Origin of the sequence: Klebsiella sp. Lac1 (genome assembly GCF_009825425.1) — a bacterium.
In the GTDB taxonomy this organism is placed as follows: Bacteria; Pseudomonadota; Gammaproteobacteria; order Enterobacterales; family Enterobacteriaceae; genus Klebsiella; species Klebsiella electrica.
This window is the reverse complement of sequence record NZ_VJZJ01000001.1, coordinates 439575-454599: the sequence shown is the minus strand read 5'-3', so window position 1 is coordinate 454599 and position 15025 is coordinate 439575. Positions and strand designations below refer to the sequence as shown.

Genomic DNA, 15025 nt, shown 5'->3' with positions numbered 1-15025 from the left:
AGCGTGCGATATCTGGCAACATTGTTGTTATCTCTGGCGGTGCTCGTCACCGCCGGATGCGGCTGGCATCTGCGGAGTACCACTCAGGTGCCCATCGCGATGAAAACCATGATCGTTCAGTCGAGCGATCCGAATGGCCCGTTAAGTCGTTCGGTGCGTAATCAGCTGCGTCTGAATGGCGTCGAGATCATCGACGGCAGCACGCTGCGCAAGGATATTCCTTCCCTGCGTCTGGATGCGTCATCCATTCAGAAAGACACGGCCTCCATTTTCCAGGATGGTCGTACGGCTGAATATCAGATGGTGCTGACGGTACAGGCACGCGTACTCATCCCGGGCCATGATATCTATCCGATCTCGACGAAAGTCTACCGCTCGTTCTTCGATAACCCGCAGGCGGCGTTAGCGAAAGACACCGAGCAGGATATGATAATCCAGGAGATGTACGACAAAGCCGCGGAACAGCTGATTCGTAAGCTGCCAAGCGTCCACGTTGCTGATGTTGAAGCCACGAAAGGGGAAGAGAAGACGGTCACGCCCGCTTCCACAACCTCTGGCAACCGCGTCTCCACTACGCTGGGTAACTGATGATTCGGTTGTACCCGGAACAACTCCGCGCGCAGCTCACTGAAGGGCTGCGAGCGGCCTATTTATTACTCGGCAGCGATCCGTTGCTGCTGCAGGAAAGTCAGGACGCGATTCGCGAAGCCGCTGCTACCCAGGGCTTTACCGAGCACCATACCGCGTCTATCGACGCCAGCACCGACTGGCCCGCCCTCTTCTCACTCAGCCAGGCCATGAGCCTGTTCGCCAGCCGTCAGACGCTGCTGCTGGTGCTGCCGGAAAATGGTCCTAACGCGGCGATTAACGAACAGCTTGCCACCCTGGTCAGCATGCTCCATGACGACCTGCTGTTAATCGTTCGCGGTAATAAGCTCAGCAAAGCGCAGGAAAATGCCGCCTGGGTTAGCGCGCTGGCCAGCCGCGCGGTTCAGGTGAGCTGTCAGACGCCGGAATATGCGCAGCTGCCGCGATGGCTGGCGGCGCGAGCAAAACAACACCATTTGCATCTTGATGACGCCGCCAGTCAGCTGCTGTGCTACTGCTATGAAGGCAATCTGCTGGCGCTGGCGCAGGCGCTGGAGCGGCTCTCTCTGCTGTGGCCGGATGGCAAGCTGACGCTGCCGCGCGTCGAACAGGCGGTGAACGACGCCGCCCACTTCACACCCTATCACTGGGTGGATGCGCTGCTGGCCGGCAAAAGCAAGCGGGTGCTGCATATCCTGCAGCAGTTACGCCTGGAAGGAAGCGAACCGGCTATTCTGCTGCGCACGCTCCAGCGCGAGCTGCTGCTGCTGGTTAACCTGAAACGCCAGTCGGCCCATACGCCGCTGCGTACGCTCTTCGATAAGCATCGGGTGTGGCAGAACCGTCGACAGCTGGTCAGCGATGCGCTCGCGCGCCTCAGCACAGACCAGTTGCGCCAGGCGGTCACTCTGCTGACCCGAGCGGAGCTGACGTTTAAACAGGATTACGGTAGCGCCATCTGGCCGGAGTTAGAGAGCCTTTCTTTGTTGCTCTGCCATAAAGCGCTGGCAGACGTATTTATTGATGGTTGATATGACTCAGTTGCAGGCAATGTACGGCGGCACCTTTGATCCGGTGCACTATGGACACCTCAAACCGGTTGAGATTCTGGCGAATCAGATTGGCCTTGAGAAAGTGATTATCGTCCCAAACAATGTTCCGCCGCACCGCCCGCAGCCTGAAGCCACCAGCGCCCAGCGTCAACAGATGCTGGCGCTGGCCATTGCCGATAAGCCGTTGTTCGTGCTTGATGAGCGTGAGCTTCAGCGTCAGACGCCATCCTGGTCGGCGCAAACGCTGGAAGAGTGGCGACAGGAACAAGGGCCAGACCGGCCGCTGGCCTTCATTATTGGCCAGGACTCGCTGCTCACCTTCCCGACCTGGCACAATTACGCCTCGATTCTGGATAATGTGCATCTGATCGTTTGCCGCCGCCCCGGCTATCCGCTGGTGATGCAACGGGAAGAGGATCAGCGGTGGCTGGACAAACGTTTAACGCACGACGCAGACCAGCTGCACAACCGTCCCGCCGGGGTTATCTATCTGGCGGAAACCCCGTGGTTTGACATTTCGGCAACGCTTATCCGCCAGCGCCTGGAACGCGGGGAATCCTGCGCTGACATGCTGCCGGCGGCGGTACTGACGTATATCCATCAGCAAAAACTCTACTGTTAACCGCCCGTTGCCCCGGCGTTCGTGACGCCGGATGCAATAGCAGCGCGCCGGTTCGCTTATACTCTCCCTCATCTCTTTACGATGCCAGAAGGCGTATATTCAGTGAAATTATGGTTAGTTCGACATGGTGAAACTGAGGCCAATGTTGCCGGCCTTTACAGCGGACACGCCCCGACCCCGTTAACCGGGCGCGGGATGACGCAGGCGCAAACGCTCGGTCAGTTGCTGCAGGCGGTTCCCTTCGATAGCGTCCTCTGCAGCGAGCTGGAACGCACCCAACTCACCGCCGACCTGCTGCTCGGCGCACGCAATATCCCCCGACAGATAGTCCCCGAACTTAATGAGATGTTTTTTGGCGACTGGGAAATGCGCCATCATCGTGACTTACAGCGCGAAGACGCCGAAAACTATGCCGCCTGGTGCGCGGACTGGCAGCATGCGGCGCCGACCAACGGCGAAAGTTTTCCGCATTTCGCCCACCGCATCCGCACGTTTGCCGGGAAGCTGACGCAACATTCGCAGCCGGACCATCTGCTGATCGTCGGCCATAAAGGGGGGCTGAGCCTACTGATCGCGCTGTTGCTGAAGCTGCCGGCGGAGACGATGTGGCATTTTCCTGTCGCCCATGGCGCATGGAGCGAACTCGAACTGCACGCTGATTTTGCCACCCTGCGGGTATTAAATAGCCAGGCGCGCTGGCAGAAGGAAGAAGAATTCCGTGCAGACCATTGACAGGTCAGAGCAGGCTGTTATTCTCCGCAGCCTGAACGCATCGGCCAAAAGATGTTTCCAGAAATTGTTTTACAAAAATGGCGATGCAATCACGGGCGATGGATGGGATGATAGCCGCCGCCATCGCTTGCTGACCGACATTTATCCCGACTTTCCGACAAGTTCAGGTATACTGTCAGGCTGTTTATTATCAATCTTCACTCACCCAGGGGGAACTCTTGCAGGGTAAAGCACTCCAGGATTTTGTTATCGACAAAATTGATGACCTGAAAGGTCAGGACATCGTTGCCATTGACGTTCATGGCAAATCCAGCATTACAGATTGCATGATTATTTGCACCGGCACCTCCACGCGCCATGTCATGTCCATCGCCGACCACGTAGTACAAGAGTCTCGCGCCGCAGGCATGCTGCCGCTGGGCGTTGAAGGTGAAAACGCCGCCGACTGGATTGTTGTCGACCTTGGCGACGTCATGGTTCACGTTATGCAGGAAGAGAGCCGTCATCTGTACGAGCTGGAAAAACTCTGGAGTTAATGCGTGAAGCTGCAACTGGTGGCCGTTGGCACCAAGATGCCGGACTGGGTTCAGACCGGCTTTAGTGAATATTTGCGCCGTTTTCCAAAAGATATGCCGTTCGAGCTGCTGGAAATTCCCGCCGGTAAACGCGGTAAAAATGCCGACATCAAGCGCATCCTCGAAAAAGAAGGGGAAATGATGCTGGCGGCCGCAGGCAAAAATCGCATCGTGACCCTGGATATTCCGGGAAAACCGTGGGATACGCCGCAGCTGGCGCGAGAACTGGAGCGCTGGAAACAGGATGGCCGCGACGTCAGCCTGCTTATCGGCGGTCCCGAGGGGCTCTCTCCGGCATGTAAAGCAGCAGCGGAACAGAGTTGGTCACTCTCCACCCTCACGTTGCCTCACCCGCTGGTACGCGTACTGGTCGCTGAGAGCCTGTATCGTGCGTGGAGCATTACCACCAACCACCCTTACCACCGTGAATAATGATGACCAGGGTAGACTAAGCAGCGAATGAAATTACAGAATTCTTTCCGCGACTATACGGCTGAATCCTCGCTGTTCGTGCGCCGGGCGCTGGTCGCTTTTTTGGGGATTTTGCTGCTTACCGGCATACTGGTTGCCAATCTTTATAACGTGCAGATTGTTCGCTACACCGACTATCAAACGCGCTCCAACGAAAACCGTATTAAGCTGGTCCCTATTCCGCCCAGTCGCGGCATTATCTATGACCGCAACGGTACGCCGCTGGCGCTGAACCGCACCATCTACCAGCTGGAGATGATGCCGGAAAAAGTCGATAACGTGCAGCAAACGCTGGATGCGTTACGCGATGTCATCGATCTGAGCGATGATGACATCGCTAACTTCAAAAAAGAACGCTCGCGTTCCCATCGCTTTACTTCGATTCCCGTCAAGGTCAACCTCAGCGAAGTCCAGGTGGCCCGTTTTGCGGTTAACCAGTACCGCTTTCCCGGTGTCGAGGTAAAAGGCTATAAACGCCGCTACTACCCCTATAACTCCGCGCTGACCCACGTTATCGGCTACGTCTCAAAAATAAACGATAAAGACGTCGATCGCCTGGATAAAGAGGGCAAGCTGGCCAACTACGCCTCCACGCATGATATTGGCAAGCTGGGAATCGAGCGCTATTACGAAGACGTCCTGCACGGTCAGACCGGCTATGAAGAGGTCGAAGTCAATAACCGTGGCCGCGTTATTCGCCAGCTCAAAGAGGTGCCGCCGCAGGCCGGGCGCGATATCTATTTGACCCTCGATCTCAAGCTTCAGCAGTATATTGAGACTCTGCTCGCCGGTAGCCGCGCTGCCGTGGTCGTCACCGACCCGCGTACCGGCAGCATCCTCGCGCTGGTCTCCACGCCGAGCTACGACCCGAACCTGTTTGTGGACGGCATCTCCAGTAAAGACTACTCCACCCTGCTGAACGACCCGAATACTCCGCTGGTCAACCGCGCGACCCAGGGGGTTTACCCGCCGGCGTCGACGGTGAAGCCTTATGTCGCCGTATCGGCCCTCAGCGCGAACGTCATCACCCGCAATACCAGCCTGTTCGACCCGGGCTGGTGGCAGCTGCCGGGTTCTGACAAGCGCTACCGCGACTGGAAAAAGTGGGGGCACGGGCACCTGAACGTGACCAAAGCGCTCGAAGAGTCTGCCGATACTTACTTCTATCAGGTCGCCTATGATATGGGGATCGACCGCCTCTCCGAGTGGATGAGCAAATTCGGTTACGGCCACTATACCGGTATCGATCTCTCCGAAGAGCGCTCCGGGAATATGCCGACCCGTGAATGGAAGCTGAAGCGCTTTAAGAAGCCCTGGTATCAGGGTGACACCATCCCGGTCGGAATCGGCCAGGGCTACTGGACCGCAACGCCGATTCAAATGAACAAAGCGCTGATGATTCTGATCAACGACGGCGTCGTGAAAGTCCCCCACCTGCTGCAAAGCACCGTCGAAGACGGTAAGCAGGTTCCCTGGGTTCAGCCGCACGAGCCGCCGGTCGGCGATATTCACTCCGGCTTCTGGGAAATCGCCAAAGACGGGATGTTCGGCGTAGCCAACCGCGGCAACGGTACCGCGCATAAATACTTCGCCAGCGCGCCGTATAAAATTGCGGCGAAATCCGGTACGGCCCAGGTGTTTGGCCTGAAAGCCAATGAAACCTATAACGCGCACCGCATCGCGGAACGTCTGCGCGACCATAAACTTATGACGGCGTTTGCCCCTTATAACAATCCCCAGGTTGCTGTTGCCATCATTCTTGAGAACGGCGGCGCCGGCCCGGCGGTCGGCACCATTATGCGCCAGATTCTCGACCACATTATGCTGGGCGATAACAACACAAACTTGCCGAGTGAAAACCCGGCGGTAACGGCGGGGGAGGATCAATAATGACCGATAATCCGAACAAAAAATCGCTATGGGATAAAATCCATCTCGATCCGACCATGGTGCTGATTCTGCTGGCGCTGCTGACCTACAGCGCGCTGGTTATCTGGAGCGCCAGCGGCCAGGATATCGGAATGATGGAGCGTAAAATAGGCCAGATCGCCATGGGCGTGGTTATCATGATCGTGATGGCGCAAATCCCGCCGCGCGTGTATGAAGGCTGGGCGCCCTATCTCTATATCTTCTGTATCATTTTGCTGGTCGCGGTTGACGCTTTCGGCGCGATTTCCAAAGGTGCCCAGCGCTGGCTGGATCTTGGCGTCGTGCGCTTTCAGCCATCGGAAATTGCTAAAATCGCCGTGCCGCTGATGGTCGCGCGCTTTATCAACCGCGATGTGTGTCCGCCCTCGCTGAAGAATACCGCCATTGCGCTGGTGCTGATTTTCCTGCCAACCCTGCTGGTTGCCGCCCAGCCGGACCTCGGGACCTCCATTCTGATTGCGTTGTCTGGCCTGTTCGTGCTGTTCCTTTCCGGACTGAGCTGGCGTCTGATTGGCGTGGCGGTGGTGCTGATTGCGGCGTTTATTCCGATTTTATGGTTCTTCCTGATGCATGATTATCAGCGTCAGCGCGTCATGATGTTGCTCGACCCGGAGACCGATCCGCTGGGTGCCGGCTATCATATTATTCAGTCGAAAATCGCCATTGGCTCCGGCGGCTTACGCGGCAAAGGCTGGCTGCACGGCACCCAGTCGCAGCTTGAATTCCTGCCGGAACGCCATACCGACTTTATCTTTGCGGTCCTGGCGGAAGAGCTCGGCCTGATTGGCGTGCTGATTCTGCTGGCGCTCTATATCCTGCTCATCATGCGCGGGCTGTGGGTCGCCGCCCAGGCGCAAACCACTTTCGGTCGCGTCATGGCCGGTGGTTTAATGTTGATTTTATTCGTTTATGTCTTCGTAAATATTGGTATGGTGAGTGGTATTTTACCAGTGGTGGGGGTACCGTTGCCGCTGGTCAGCTACGGGGGCTCAGCCCTAATCGTATTGATGGCCGGGTTTGGTATCGTGATGTCGATCCACACCCACAGAAAAATGTTGTCGAAAAGCGTTTAAGGGGTTCGCGATGCGTAAGCAATGGCTGGGGATCTGCATAGCAGCGGGGCTGCTGGCGGCATGTTCGGGTGAAGACGTTCAACAGAAGACGGTCAGCACTCCACAGCCGGCCGTCTGTAATGGCCCAAGCGTGGAAATCAGCGGCGCCGATCCGCATTATGAAACGCCAAATGCCGCGGCGAATCAGGATTACGAGCGCGAAGGTAAAAGTTATAAAATCGTCCAGGATCCGTCTAACTTTACTCAGACCGGTCTGGCCGCCATTTATGACGCGGAACCCAACAGCAATCTGACGGCGTCCGGCGAAGCCTTCGACCCGACGCAGCTTACCGCGGCGCACCCGACGTTGCCGATCCCAAGCTACGTCCGCGTGACTAACCTCGCAAACGGCCGGATGATCGTCGTGCGCATTAACGATCGCGGGCCGTATGGCAACGATCGCGTTATCTCGCTCTCGCGCGCTTCTGCCGATCGCCTGAACACCTCCAATAACACCAAAGTGCGTATCGATCCGATCATCGTCGCGCCGGATGGTTCGCTTTCCGGCCCGGGCATGGCCTGTACTACCGTCGCCAAACAAACCTATGCGCTACCTGCCCGCCCGGATCTTGACGGCGGTGCCGGTGTTTCCAGCGAACCGACCGCACAAACTGATGTCCGCCCAATCAGCAATGATACGCTGAAGCCGGAAGACAGCGTTGGCGCGCCGGTGAAAAGCGGCGGTTTCCTCGGTGCGCCTACGCCACTGAATAGCGGCGTACTGGAAAGCAGCGAGCCTGCGACTCAGACGGCCCCCCAAAGCGCGCCGGTTACCGCGCCTGGTTCTGTGCAAGGTCGCGCCGCGCCGGCAGCACCGGCGGCTGCCGCTGCGACCACGGCCGTCGCCGCCTCGGCGGCCAGCGCCAGCGGCGATTTCGTCGTTCAGGTCGGCGCCGTCAGCGATCGGACCCGCGCGCAGCAATATCAGCAGCGTCTTAGCCAGCAGTTTTCCGTGCCTGGTCGCGTCGTGCAGAACGGTGCGGTGTGGCGCATTCAGCTCGGGCCGTTCGCCAGCAAATCGCAGGCCAGTACGGTACAACAGCGCCTGCAAAGCGAAGCTCAGCTGCAGTCATTTATTACTCACGCCAACTAAACAGGCTGGGCCGTTGTCCGTACTGTGATGCGCATGAAAAAGTCATTAACAAAGTCATGCGCAATGTCGGATGCCGGTCCACGGAGCATTTGTTATAGTAGGGCACTTTTTTTAACTCCATCACGGATGCCGTTGTTCTGACCATGAAGACCTCTTTCACCGCACGTTTACTCGTTACGGCCCTCTCCGTTGCAGCGCTCTCTTCCGCTGCCCACGCCGATGACCTGAATCTCAAAACCATGATCCCAGGCGCGCCGCAGATTGACGCCGAATCCTGGATCCTTATTGATTACAATTCGGGCAAAGTGCTGGCGGAGAATAACGCCGATTCCCGCCGCGACCCGGCGAGCCTGACCAAAATGATGACCAGCTACGTCATCGGTCAGGCCATGAAAGCGGGCAAGTTTAAAGAAACCGACCTGGTTACGGTGGGCAACGATGCGTGGGCAACCGGTAACCCGGTGTTTAAAGGCTCTTCACTGATGTTCCTGAAACCGGGTATGCAGGTGCCGGTTTCTCAGCTGATCCGCGGCATCAACCTGCAGTCGGGTAATGACGCCTGCGTCGCTATGGCCGACTACGTCGCCGGTAGCCAGGATGCCTTCGTCAGCCTGATGAACAACTACGTCAATGCGCTGGGCCTGAAAAACAGCCACTTCCAGACCGTTCACGGCCTTGATGCCGACGGGCAGTACAGCTCTGCGCGCGATATGGCGCTGATTGGCCAGGCGCTGATCCGCGACGTACCGAACGAATACACCATCTATAAAGAAAAAGAGTTCACCTTTAACGGCATTCGTCAGCAGAACCGTAACGGTCTGCTGTGGGATAACAGCCTGAACGTCGACGGGATTAAAACCGGCCATACCGACAAAGCGGGCTATAACCTCGTCGCCTCGGCGACCGAAGGCCAGATGCGTCTGATCTCCGCCGTTATGGGCGGTCGCACCTTCAAAGGCCGTGAATCCGAAAGCAAAAAGCTGCTGACCTGGGGCTTCCGCTTCTTCGAAACCGTTAATCCGCTGAAAGCCGGGAAAGAGTTCTCTTCCGAACCCGCCTGGTTTGGCGACAGCGATCGCGCTTCGCTGGGGGTCGATAAAGACGTTTATCTGACTATCCCTCGTGGCCGCATGAAAGACCTGAAAGCCAGCTATGTGCTGAACAATACCGAACTGCACGCACCGCTGCAGAAAAACCAGGTGGTCGGCACCATTAACTTCCAGCTGGACGGTAAAACGATCGATCAGCGCCCGCTGGTGGTCCTGCAAGAAATTCCTGAAGGCAATTTCTTCGGAAAAATGATTGATTACATCAAGTTAATGTTCCACCACTGGTTTGGCTAAAAATCGAACGCTTGAAAGTGTGATTTACATCCCCATATACTAATCATCAAAGTAACCTGATAACTCCCACTCCTGGTGGGAGTTATTATTTTTTGTCGTAATACCGGAGCTGACATGAAAACCAAACTTAACGAACTGCTTGAATTCCCTACTCCATTTACTTACAAAGTAATGGGGCAGGCGTTGCCTGAGCTGGTTGATCAGGTGGTGGAAGTGGTACAGCGCCATGCGCCTGGTGATTACTCTCCGCAGGTAAAACCGAGCAGCAAAGGGAACTACCACTCGGTGTCTATCACCATCAACGCGACCCATATCGAGCAGGTCGAAACCCTGTACGAAGAGCTGGGCAATATCGACATCGTCCGGATGGTGCTGTAACCCATTCCCTGACCCGGCCCTGCGCCGGGTCATCCCTCCCCGCTATGCTGTGATATACTCCCCCCTCAAGTCACTTCTCTCTCTGCGGAGACGTTGTTTTGCAGCATAACAAAATCCTTATCCGTCAACTTGGCCTGCAACCTTACGAACCGGTCTCGCAGGCGATGCATGAATTTACCGACACCCGCGACGACACCACGCTGGACGAAATCTGGCTGGTCGAACACCCTCCGGTCTTTACTCAGGGCCAGGCGGGAAAAGCTGAACACGTGCTGATTCCGGGCAATATTCCGGTCATTCAAAGCGATCGCGGCGGCCAGGTAACCTACCACGGACCAGGACAGCAGGTGATGTATGTTCTGCTGAACCTCAAGCGGCGCAAACTGGGCGTGCGCGAACTGGTTACCCTGCTGGAACAGACCGTGGTCAACACGCTGGCGGAATACGCGATTGAATCGCATCCTCGCGCCGATGCGCCCGGCGTCTACGTCGGCGAGCAAAAAATCTGTTCGCTGGGTTTGCGTATCCGAAAAGGTTGTTCGTTTCACGGGCTTGCGCTGAATATTGCGATGGACCTGTCGCCGTTCCTGCGGATTAACCCCTGCGGCTATGCCGGAATGGAGATGGCCCAAATGCGCCAGTGGCAACCGGACATTCAGCCGCAGATGGTGGCGCCTCATCTGGTTGCCAACCTGCTGGATCTGCTCGGCAACCCGCCTCACGAGATGATTGCCGCCGCTTAGCCCCCGCTCGCTCGCGCCCCTGTCACCGGGGCGCGACATCCGCATTATCGATAGTTAAGCCATTATATTTGCAATTAAATGTCACGCACAGCGTCTCTGCTGGCCGCTATACTTGCGCTATCTCCGATAACAAGGAAGCGCTGAGTGGAAAATAACACGCCGTCATCAGAGTCGCCCACACCGTGGGAACCGCACCGCGACCGCCAGGCCTTCCGTATTCTGCGTAATGTGGATCTGAACCTGCTGACCATTTTTGAAGCGGTGTATGTCCACAAGGGCATCGTCAATGCCGCGAAAGTGCTGAACATTACGCCATCGGCGATCAGCCAGTCGCTGAATAAACTGCGCGCTTTGTTCCCCGATCCGCTGTTTATCCGTAAAGGCCAGGGAGTGACGCCTACGGCGTACGCGACCCATCTTCACCAGTACATCAGCCAGGGAATGGAATCCTTCCTCAGCGCCCTCGACCTGGCCGGCGGGGCGGTTCAGCAACGCGCCATCACCATCGCGACCTCCCCCTTTATCGGCGCTCTGGTCATCCCGGCGATTGCGCACGCGCTCAGGCCCTCTTTTCCCCAGATCCGGTTACACAACGTCGCCATTACCGATGCCAGCAGTCAGTTGACTCAACGCCAGGTCGATTTGCTGATCGACAGCGAGACCTACACAAACCAGGCCATCGTGCATCACCTGCTGTTTGAAGATCGGCTGGTAATGTATTGCCGCGAAGGACATCCGGCGTTACCAATGCCGTTAACCGAAGAGAATCTCCGCCAGTATGAGTTTGCCCTGATATTGCCACCGGGCCAGCGCTATCCGGCAATATACCGGCAGTTACAGGGGCCCCCGGGAGAACGCCGCTGCGGCTTCAGCAGCGACAACCTTTTTGCCCAGGCGGCGCTGATAAGCCAAAGCGATATGATAGGGCTGATGCCGGAGCAGATGTTTTCTCTGCTGGCGCGTACGTGGTCGCTGGCAAGGCTCGACTACGCTCAATTACCCGAACAACGCATTGAGATTTCACTGCATTACAACCGGATAAGCGCGCAGGAACCGTTGCTGAATCAGGTCATCGAGGTGGTTCGTCAGTCGTTTAAACAATAAAGCACGTGAGGATAAGCATAAAACAACAACTATTTTACAATTTGCCGAACAGGTAGGCTGCTTTCTGTCCCATATCAATGGTATACTGCCTGTCCTTAATTCAAAAATAGTTGATAAATACAACATTTCCTTGAATTGATTCGCTTTCCTTCGTGACTCGCAACTGGAACACGCACGCTATGAGTAAACCCATTGTGATGGAACGCGGTGTTAAGTACCGCGACGCCGATAAAATGGCCCTTATCCCGGTGAAAAACGTGGCAACTGAGCGTGAAGCTCTGCTCAGAAAACCGGAATGGATGAAAATCAAACTTCCGGCTGACTCGTCCCGTATCCAGGGAATCAAAGCAGCGATGCGTAAGAACGGTCTGCACTCTGTGTGCGAAGAAGCTTCTTGCCCAAACCTTGCGGAATGCTTCAACCACGGAACGGCCACCTTTATGATCCTCGGCGCGATTTGTACCCGTCGCTGCCCTTTCTGTGACGTTGCGCACGGTCGTCCGGTGGCGCCGGATGCCAACGAACCGCAGAAACTCGCGCAAACTATCGCCGATATGGGCCTGCGCTATGTCGTCGTGACCTCCGTCGACCGCGACGATCTTCGCGACGGCGGCGCTCAGCACTTTGCCGATTGCATCAGCGCTATTCGTGAGAAAAACCCGACGATTAAGATTGAGACCCTGGTCCCTGATTTCCGTGGCCGTATGGATCGCGCGCTGGATATCCTCACGGTGACTCCGCCGGATGTGTTTAACCACAACCTGGAAAACGTGCCGCGTCTGTATCGTCAGGTTCGCCCGGGCGCCGACTACAACTGGTCGCTGAAGCTGCTGGAGCGTTTTAAAGAAGCGCATCCGGAGATCCCGACGAAATCAGGTTTAATGGTCGGCCTCGGCGAGACCAACGAAGAGATCATCGAAGTTATGCGCGACCTGCGTCGCCATGGCGTGACCATGCTCACCCTGGGCCAGTATCTGCAGCCAAGCCGTCACCACCTGCCGGTTCAGCGCTACGTCAGCCCGGACGAGTTTGAAGAGATGAAAGCCGAAGCGATGGCGATGGGCTTCACCCACGCCGCCTGCGGCCCGTTCGTTCGTTCGTCTTATCATGCCGACCTGCAAGCCAAAGGGATGGAAGTGAAGTAAATTTCACAGCCCCTCAATCGCCGCGTGAACCCTTTCACGCGGCGGTCCGTTTTTATCCCGCTCGCCTGACCTTTCCCTGCCTCTGGTAACAACTGGTTGCATTTTTTTATACTTTTTCGCGCACGGGCAATAAAAAGAGGCCGCAGCGCTTATCGCTGCAGCCTCTTCAACGTTCAGACTCTCGCCTGCCGGTAACCCCCTCCCGCTGTCGGGGAAGGCGCCTTTAATTACTCTTTATGAGAGAGCTTCTGTGCCGGAGCGTCTTCTTCCGCACTGGTTTTCTTCGCGCTATCGTCATCGTCGTTCATGGCTTTCTTGAAGCCTTTGATAGCGGAACCCAGGTCTCCACCCAGCGTACGTAATTTTTTGGTACCAAACACTAAAATAATCAGTGCTGCGACAACCAGCAGTTTGGTAATACTAATCTCACCCATAGATAACCTTCTTTCTCTAAAACAAGCTGCGAATACGCCATCATACACGCGAACAATTAACGGCTATTTGACGCGCGGACACAATAGCAATCTGTAACAAGGTGAATCAAGCCTTGTTTAAAAAAACATCACAATAATTGCGGTGGCGCAAAGCGGCGGTTCTTCAATACCGGCAAACGCTCGCGAACCTGGCGCAGCGACGCTGTCGAAATGTCGGCAGTAATCATCTGCGGCCCGTCCCCTGCTCCGGCCATCGTCGTCCCCATCGGGTCGATAATGCGGCTCTGGCCAATATTGCGGGTTCCGCATTCGCCCGCCGCCACGATATAGCAGGTCGTATCCAGAGCCCTGGCCGCCAGTAGCGTGCTCCAGTGATACTCCTTCATTGGCCCTCTGACCCATGCGGTGGGCAACACCAGCACTTCAGCACCGTTAAGCGCCAGCGTTAACGCCAGCTCGGGAAAGCGTAAATCGTAACAGGTCATCAGGCCAACGCGTACCCCGTCGACATCAATCAACGGTGGAATCTGTCGCCCGGCATCGACAAGGCGCGACTCCTGCATCGCAAACGCATCATACAAATGGAGCTTCTGGTACTGGGCAATCACCTCACCCTGGCGTATCGCCACCAGCGTATTCGTCGCTCGCCCCTCGCCGGAAGGCACATGCAGCGTCAGCACCGTGGTTAATAAACCATGATGGCGGCTTTCATCCCGCAGCAGCTGCAGAAAACCGCCATCCATCTCCTGCGCCGACTTTACCGAAAGATCCGGATCGCTGTCGTCACGCGCCAGCAACGCTTCCGGTAATACCAGCAATGATACCCCCTGCCCGGCCGCCTGGTGCATCAACGCCACGCAGGTACGCGCATTGACTCGCCAGTCCGCCGTTACGGCAAATTGTCCCGCAGCAACCCGCATTCTCTTCTCCCGTCAGGTATTTTGTAGCCAGTGACGCATTTTGCGCGCTACACTCAAACCCCTGTATTAACCAAATAGCAGGGAATGAGAGTGTCACAACTACTTTTAGCCGTTTTTGTTGGTGGTGGTACCGGCAGCGTTTTGCGCTGGTGGCTTGGAATGAAGTTCAATCCAATGCATCACGCGATTCCCATGGGCACACTTGCAGCCAACCTGCTGGGCGCGTTTATCATTGGCGCCGGGCTGGCATGGTTTAATCGCCTGACAAACATTGACCCAATGTGGAAACTGCTGCTCACTACCGGATTTTGCGGCGGGCTGACGACGTTTTCAACCTTCTCATCGGAGGTCTTTTTCCTGCTGCAACAGGGGCGTTTCAGCTGGGCGCTGCTGAACATTCTGGCCAATCTGTTAGGCTCATTCGCCATGACGGCAACGGCATTCTGGCTCTTTTCCCATGCGGCCAGTCGCTAACGGCAGGCAAAAAAAAACCCGCGTTGAGCGGGTTTTTATATTCTACTGACGCAATGCTTAGATAGCGTTTACGTTTGCAGCAGAAGGGCCTTTGGCACCGTTAGTGATTTCGAACTCTACGCGCTGACCTTCAGCCAGAGTTTTGAAACCGTTGGACTGGATTGCAGAGAAGTGTACGAATACATCTTTGCTGCCATCTTCCGGAGTAATGAAACCGAATCCTTTGGATTCATTAAACCACTTAACGTTACCTTTAATCTTAGACATCAAAATTACCTTTATATGAAAAAACGACACTGATACTGTGTCG

Annotated in this window: 19 protein-coding genes; 16 read left to right on the top strand and 3 right to left on the bottom strand. The window is 56.1% G+C overall.

All coding sequences use genetic code 11. The features are described from left to right. Nucleotides 1-3: 3 nt before the first annotated feature. From lptE to lipA, 15 genes are all read left to right on the top strand, one after another. Nucleotides 4-588: an LPS assembly lipoprotein LptE gene (gene lptE / locus FNY10_RS02110; protein WP_160702017.1), complete on the top strand. Its 585-nt coding sequence runs from the start codon at nt 4-6 to the stop codon at nt 586-588. Continuing rightward, nucleotides 588-1619 carry a DNA polymerase III subunit delta gene (gene holA, locus FNY10_RS02105; RefSeq protein WP_100685909.1) on the top strand — a complete coding sequence of 344 codons (1032 nt, stop codon included), beginning with the start codon at nt 588-590 and terminating at the stop codon, nt 1617-1619. Before lptE ends, holA begins: the two co-directional genes overlap by 1 nt. Further along, nucleotides 1612-2262 carry a nicotinate-nucleotide adenylyltransferase gene (nadD, locus tag FNY10_RS02100; RefSeq protein WP_160702019.1) on the top strand — a complete coding sequence of 217 codons (651 nt, stop codon included), beginning with the start codon at nt 1612-1614 and terminating at the stop codon, nt 2260-2262. The genes holA and nadD overlap by 8 nt, the downstream gene beginning before the upstream one ends. Nucleotides 2263-2364: 102 nt before the next feature. Then, nucleotides 2365-2994 (top strand): adenosylcobalamin/alpha-ribazole phosphatase, encoded by a 630-nt coding sequence (locus FNY10_RS02095; RefSeq protein WP_160702021.1) that lies wholly within the window; start codon nt 2365-2367, stop codon nt 2992-2994. Next, complete coding sequence (locus FNY10_RS26555; RefSeq protein ID WP_131047648.1) at nt 2981-3223, top strand: hypothetical protein; 243 nt, start codon at nt 2981-2983, stop codon at nt 3221-3223. The genes FNY10_RS02095 and FNY10_RS26555 overlap by 14 nt, the downstream gene beginning before the upstream one ends. Next, nucleotides 3213-3530, top strand: a complete 318-nt coding sequence (rsfS, locus tag FNY10_RS02090; RefSeq protein ID WP_100685911.1) for a ribosome silencing factor — start codon at nt 3213-3215, stop codon at nt 3528-3530. Before FNY10_RS26555 ends, rsfS begins: the two co-directional genes overlap by 11 nt. Before the next feature lie 3 nt (nt 3531-3533). Beyond that, the gene (gene rlmH, locus FNY10_RS02085; RefSeq protein WP_100685912.1) at nt 3534-4001 is read left to right on the top strand and encodes a 23S rRNA (pseudouridine(1915)-N(3))-methyltransferase RlmH; all 468 of its coding nucleotides are present in this window, start codon (nt 3534-3536) and stop codon (nt 3999-4001) included. Nucleotides 4002-4028: 27 nt separating this feature from the next. Next, nucleotides 4029-5930, top strand: a complete 1902-nt coding sequence (gene mrdA / locus FNY10_RS02080; protein WP_100685913.1) for a peptidoglycan DD-transpeptidase MrdA — start codon at nt 4029-4031, stop codon at nt 5928-5930. Then, the gene (gene mrdB, locus FNY10_RS02075; RefSeq protein ID WP_131047647.1) at nt 5930-7042 is read left to right on the top strand and encodes a peptidoglycan glycosyltransferase MrdB; all 1113 of its coding nucleotides are present in this window, start codon (nt 5930-5932) and stop codon (nt 7040-7042) included. Before mrdA ends, mrdB begins: the two co-directional genes overlap by 1 nt. Nucleotides 7043-7052: 10 nt before the next feature. After that, a complete protein-coding gene (gene rlpA / locus FNY10_RS02070; protein WP_160702023.1) occupies nt 7053-8174 on the top strand; it encodes an endolytic peptidoglycan transglycosylase RlpA in 1122 nt (373 codons plus the stop codon). Between the two features lie 143 nt (nt 8175-8317). Then, nucleotides 8318-9517 carry a D-alanyl-D-alanine carboxypeptidase DacA gene (gene dacA / locus FNY10_RS02065; protein WP_100685916.1) on the top strand — a complete coding sequence of 400 codons (1200 nt, stop codon included), beginning with the start codon at nt 8318-8320 and terminating at the stop codon, nt 9515-9517. Between the two features lie 114 nt (nt 9518-9631). Next, nucleotides 9632-9895, top strand: a complete 264-nt coding sequence (gene ybeD, locus FNY10_RS02060; RefSeq protein ID WP_004859527.1) for a DUF493 family protein YbeD — start codon at nt 9632-9634, stop codon at nt 9893-9895. A gap of 98 nt (nt 9896-9993) precedes the next feature. Next, nucleotides 9994-10638 carry a lipoyl(octanoyl) transferase LipB gene (gene lipB / locus FNY10_RS02055; protein WP_131047645.1) on the top strand — a complete coding sequence of 215 codons (645 nt, stop codon included), beginning with the start codon at nt 9994-9996 and terminating at the stop codon, nt 10636-10638. Between the two features lie 144 nt (nt 10639-10782). After that, entirely contained in the window at nt 10783-11742 is a 960-nt protein-coding gene (locus FNY10_RS02050; protein ID WP_131047644.1) for a YbeF family transcriptional regulator, read from the top strand. 179 nt (nt 11743-11921) lie between these two features. Further along, complete coding sequence (gene lipA / locus FNY10_RS02045) at nt 11922-12887, top strand: lipoyl synthase (protein ID WP_100685919.1); 966 nt, start codon at nt 11922-11924, stop codon at nt 12885-12887. 227 nt (nt 12888-13114) lie between these two features. Here lipA and tatE read toward each other — a convergent pair whose 3' ends face one another. Together tatE and FNY10_RS02035 are read right to left on the bottom strand one after the other, a co-directional pair. Then, the gene (gene tatE / locus FNY10_RS02040; RefSeq protein ID WP_004859519.1) at nt 13115-13321 is read right to left on the bottom strand and encodes a twin-arginine translocase subunit TatE; all 207 of its coding nucleotides are present in this window, start codon (nt 13319-13321) and stop codon (nt 13115-13117) included. A gap of 128 nt (nt 13322-13449) precedes the next feature. Further along, nucleotides 13450-14241 (bottom strand): deaminated glutathione amidase, encoded by a 792-nt coding sequence (locus tag FNY10_RS02035; RefSeq protein WP_141965105.1) that lies wholly within the window; start codon nt 14239-14241, stop codon nt 13450-13452. A gap of 90 nt (nt 14242-14331) precedes the next feature. Between FNY10_RS02035 and crcB the strand changes: the two genes are divergently transcribed. Continuing rightward, nucleotides 14332-14715 (top strand): fluoride efflux transporter CrcB, encoded by a 384-nt coding sequence (crcB, locus tag FNY10_RS02030; RefSeq protein ID WP_100685921.1) that lies wholly within the window; start codon nt 14332-14334, stop codon nt 14713-14715. Nucleotides 14716-14772: 57 nt separating this feature from the next. Here crcB and cspE read toward each other — a convergent pair whose 3' ends face one another. Further along, nucleotides 14773-14982 carry a transcription antiterminator/RNA stability regulator CspE gene (cspE, locus tag FNY10_RS02025; RefSeq protein ID WP_004859511.1) on the bottom strand — a complete coding sequence of 70 codons (210 nt, stop codon included), beginning with the start codon at nt 14980-14982 and terminating at the stop codon, nt 14773-14775. Nucleotides 14983-15025: the final 43 nt, after the last annotated feature.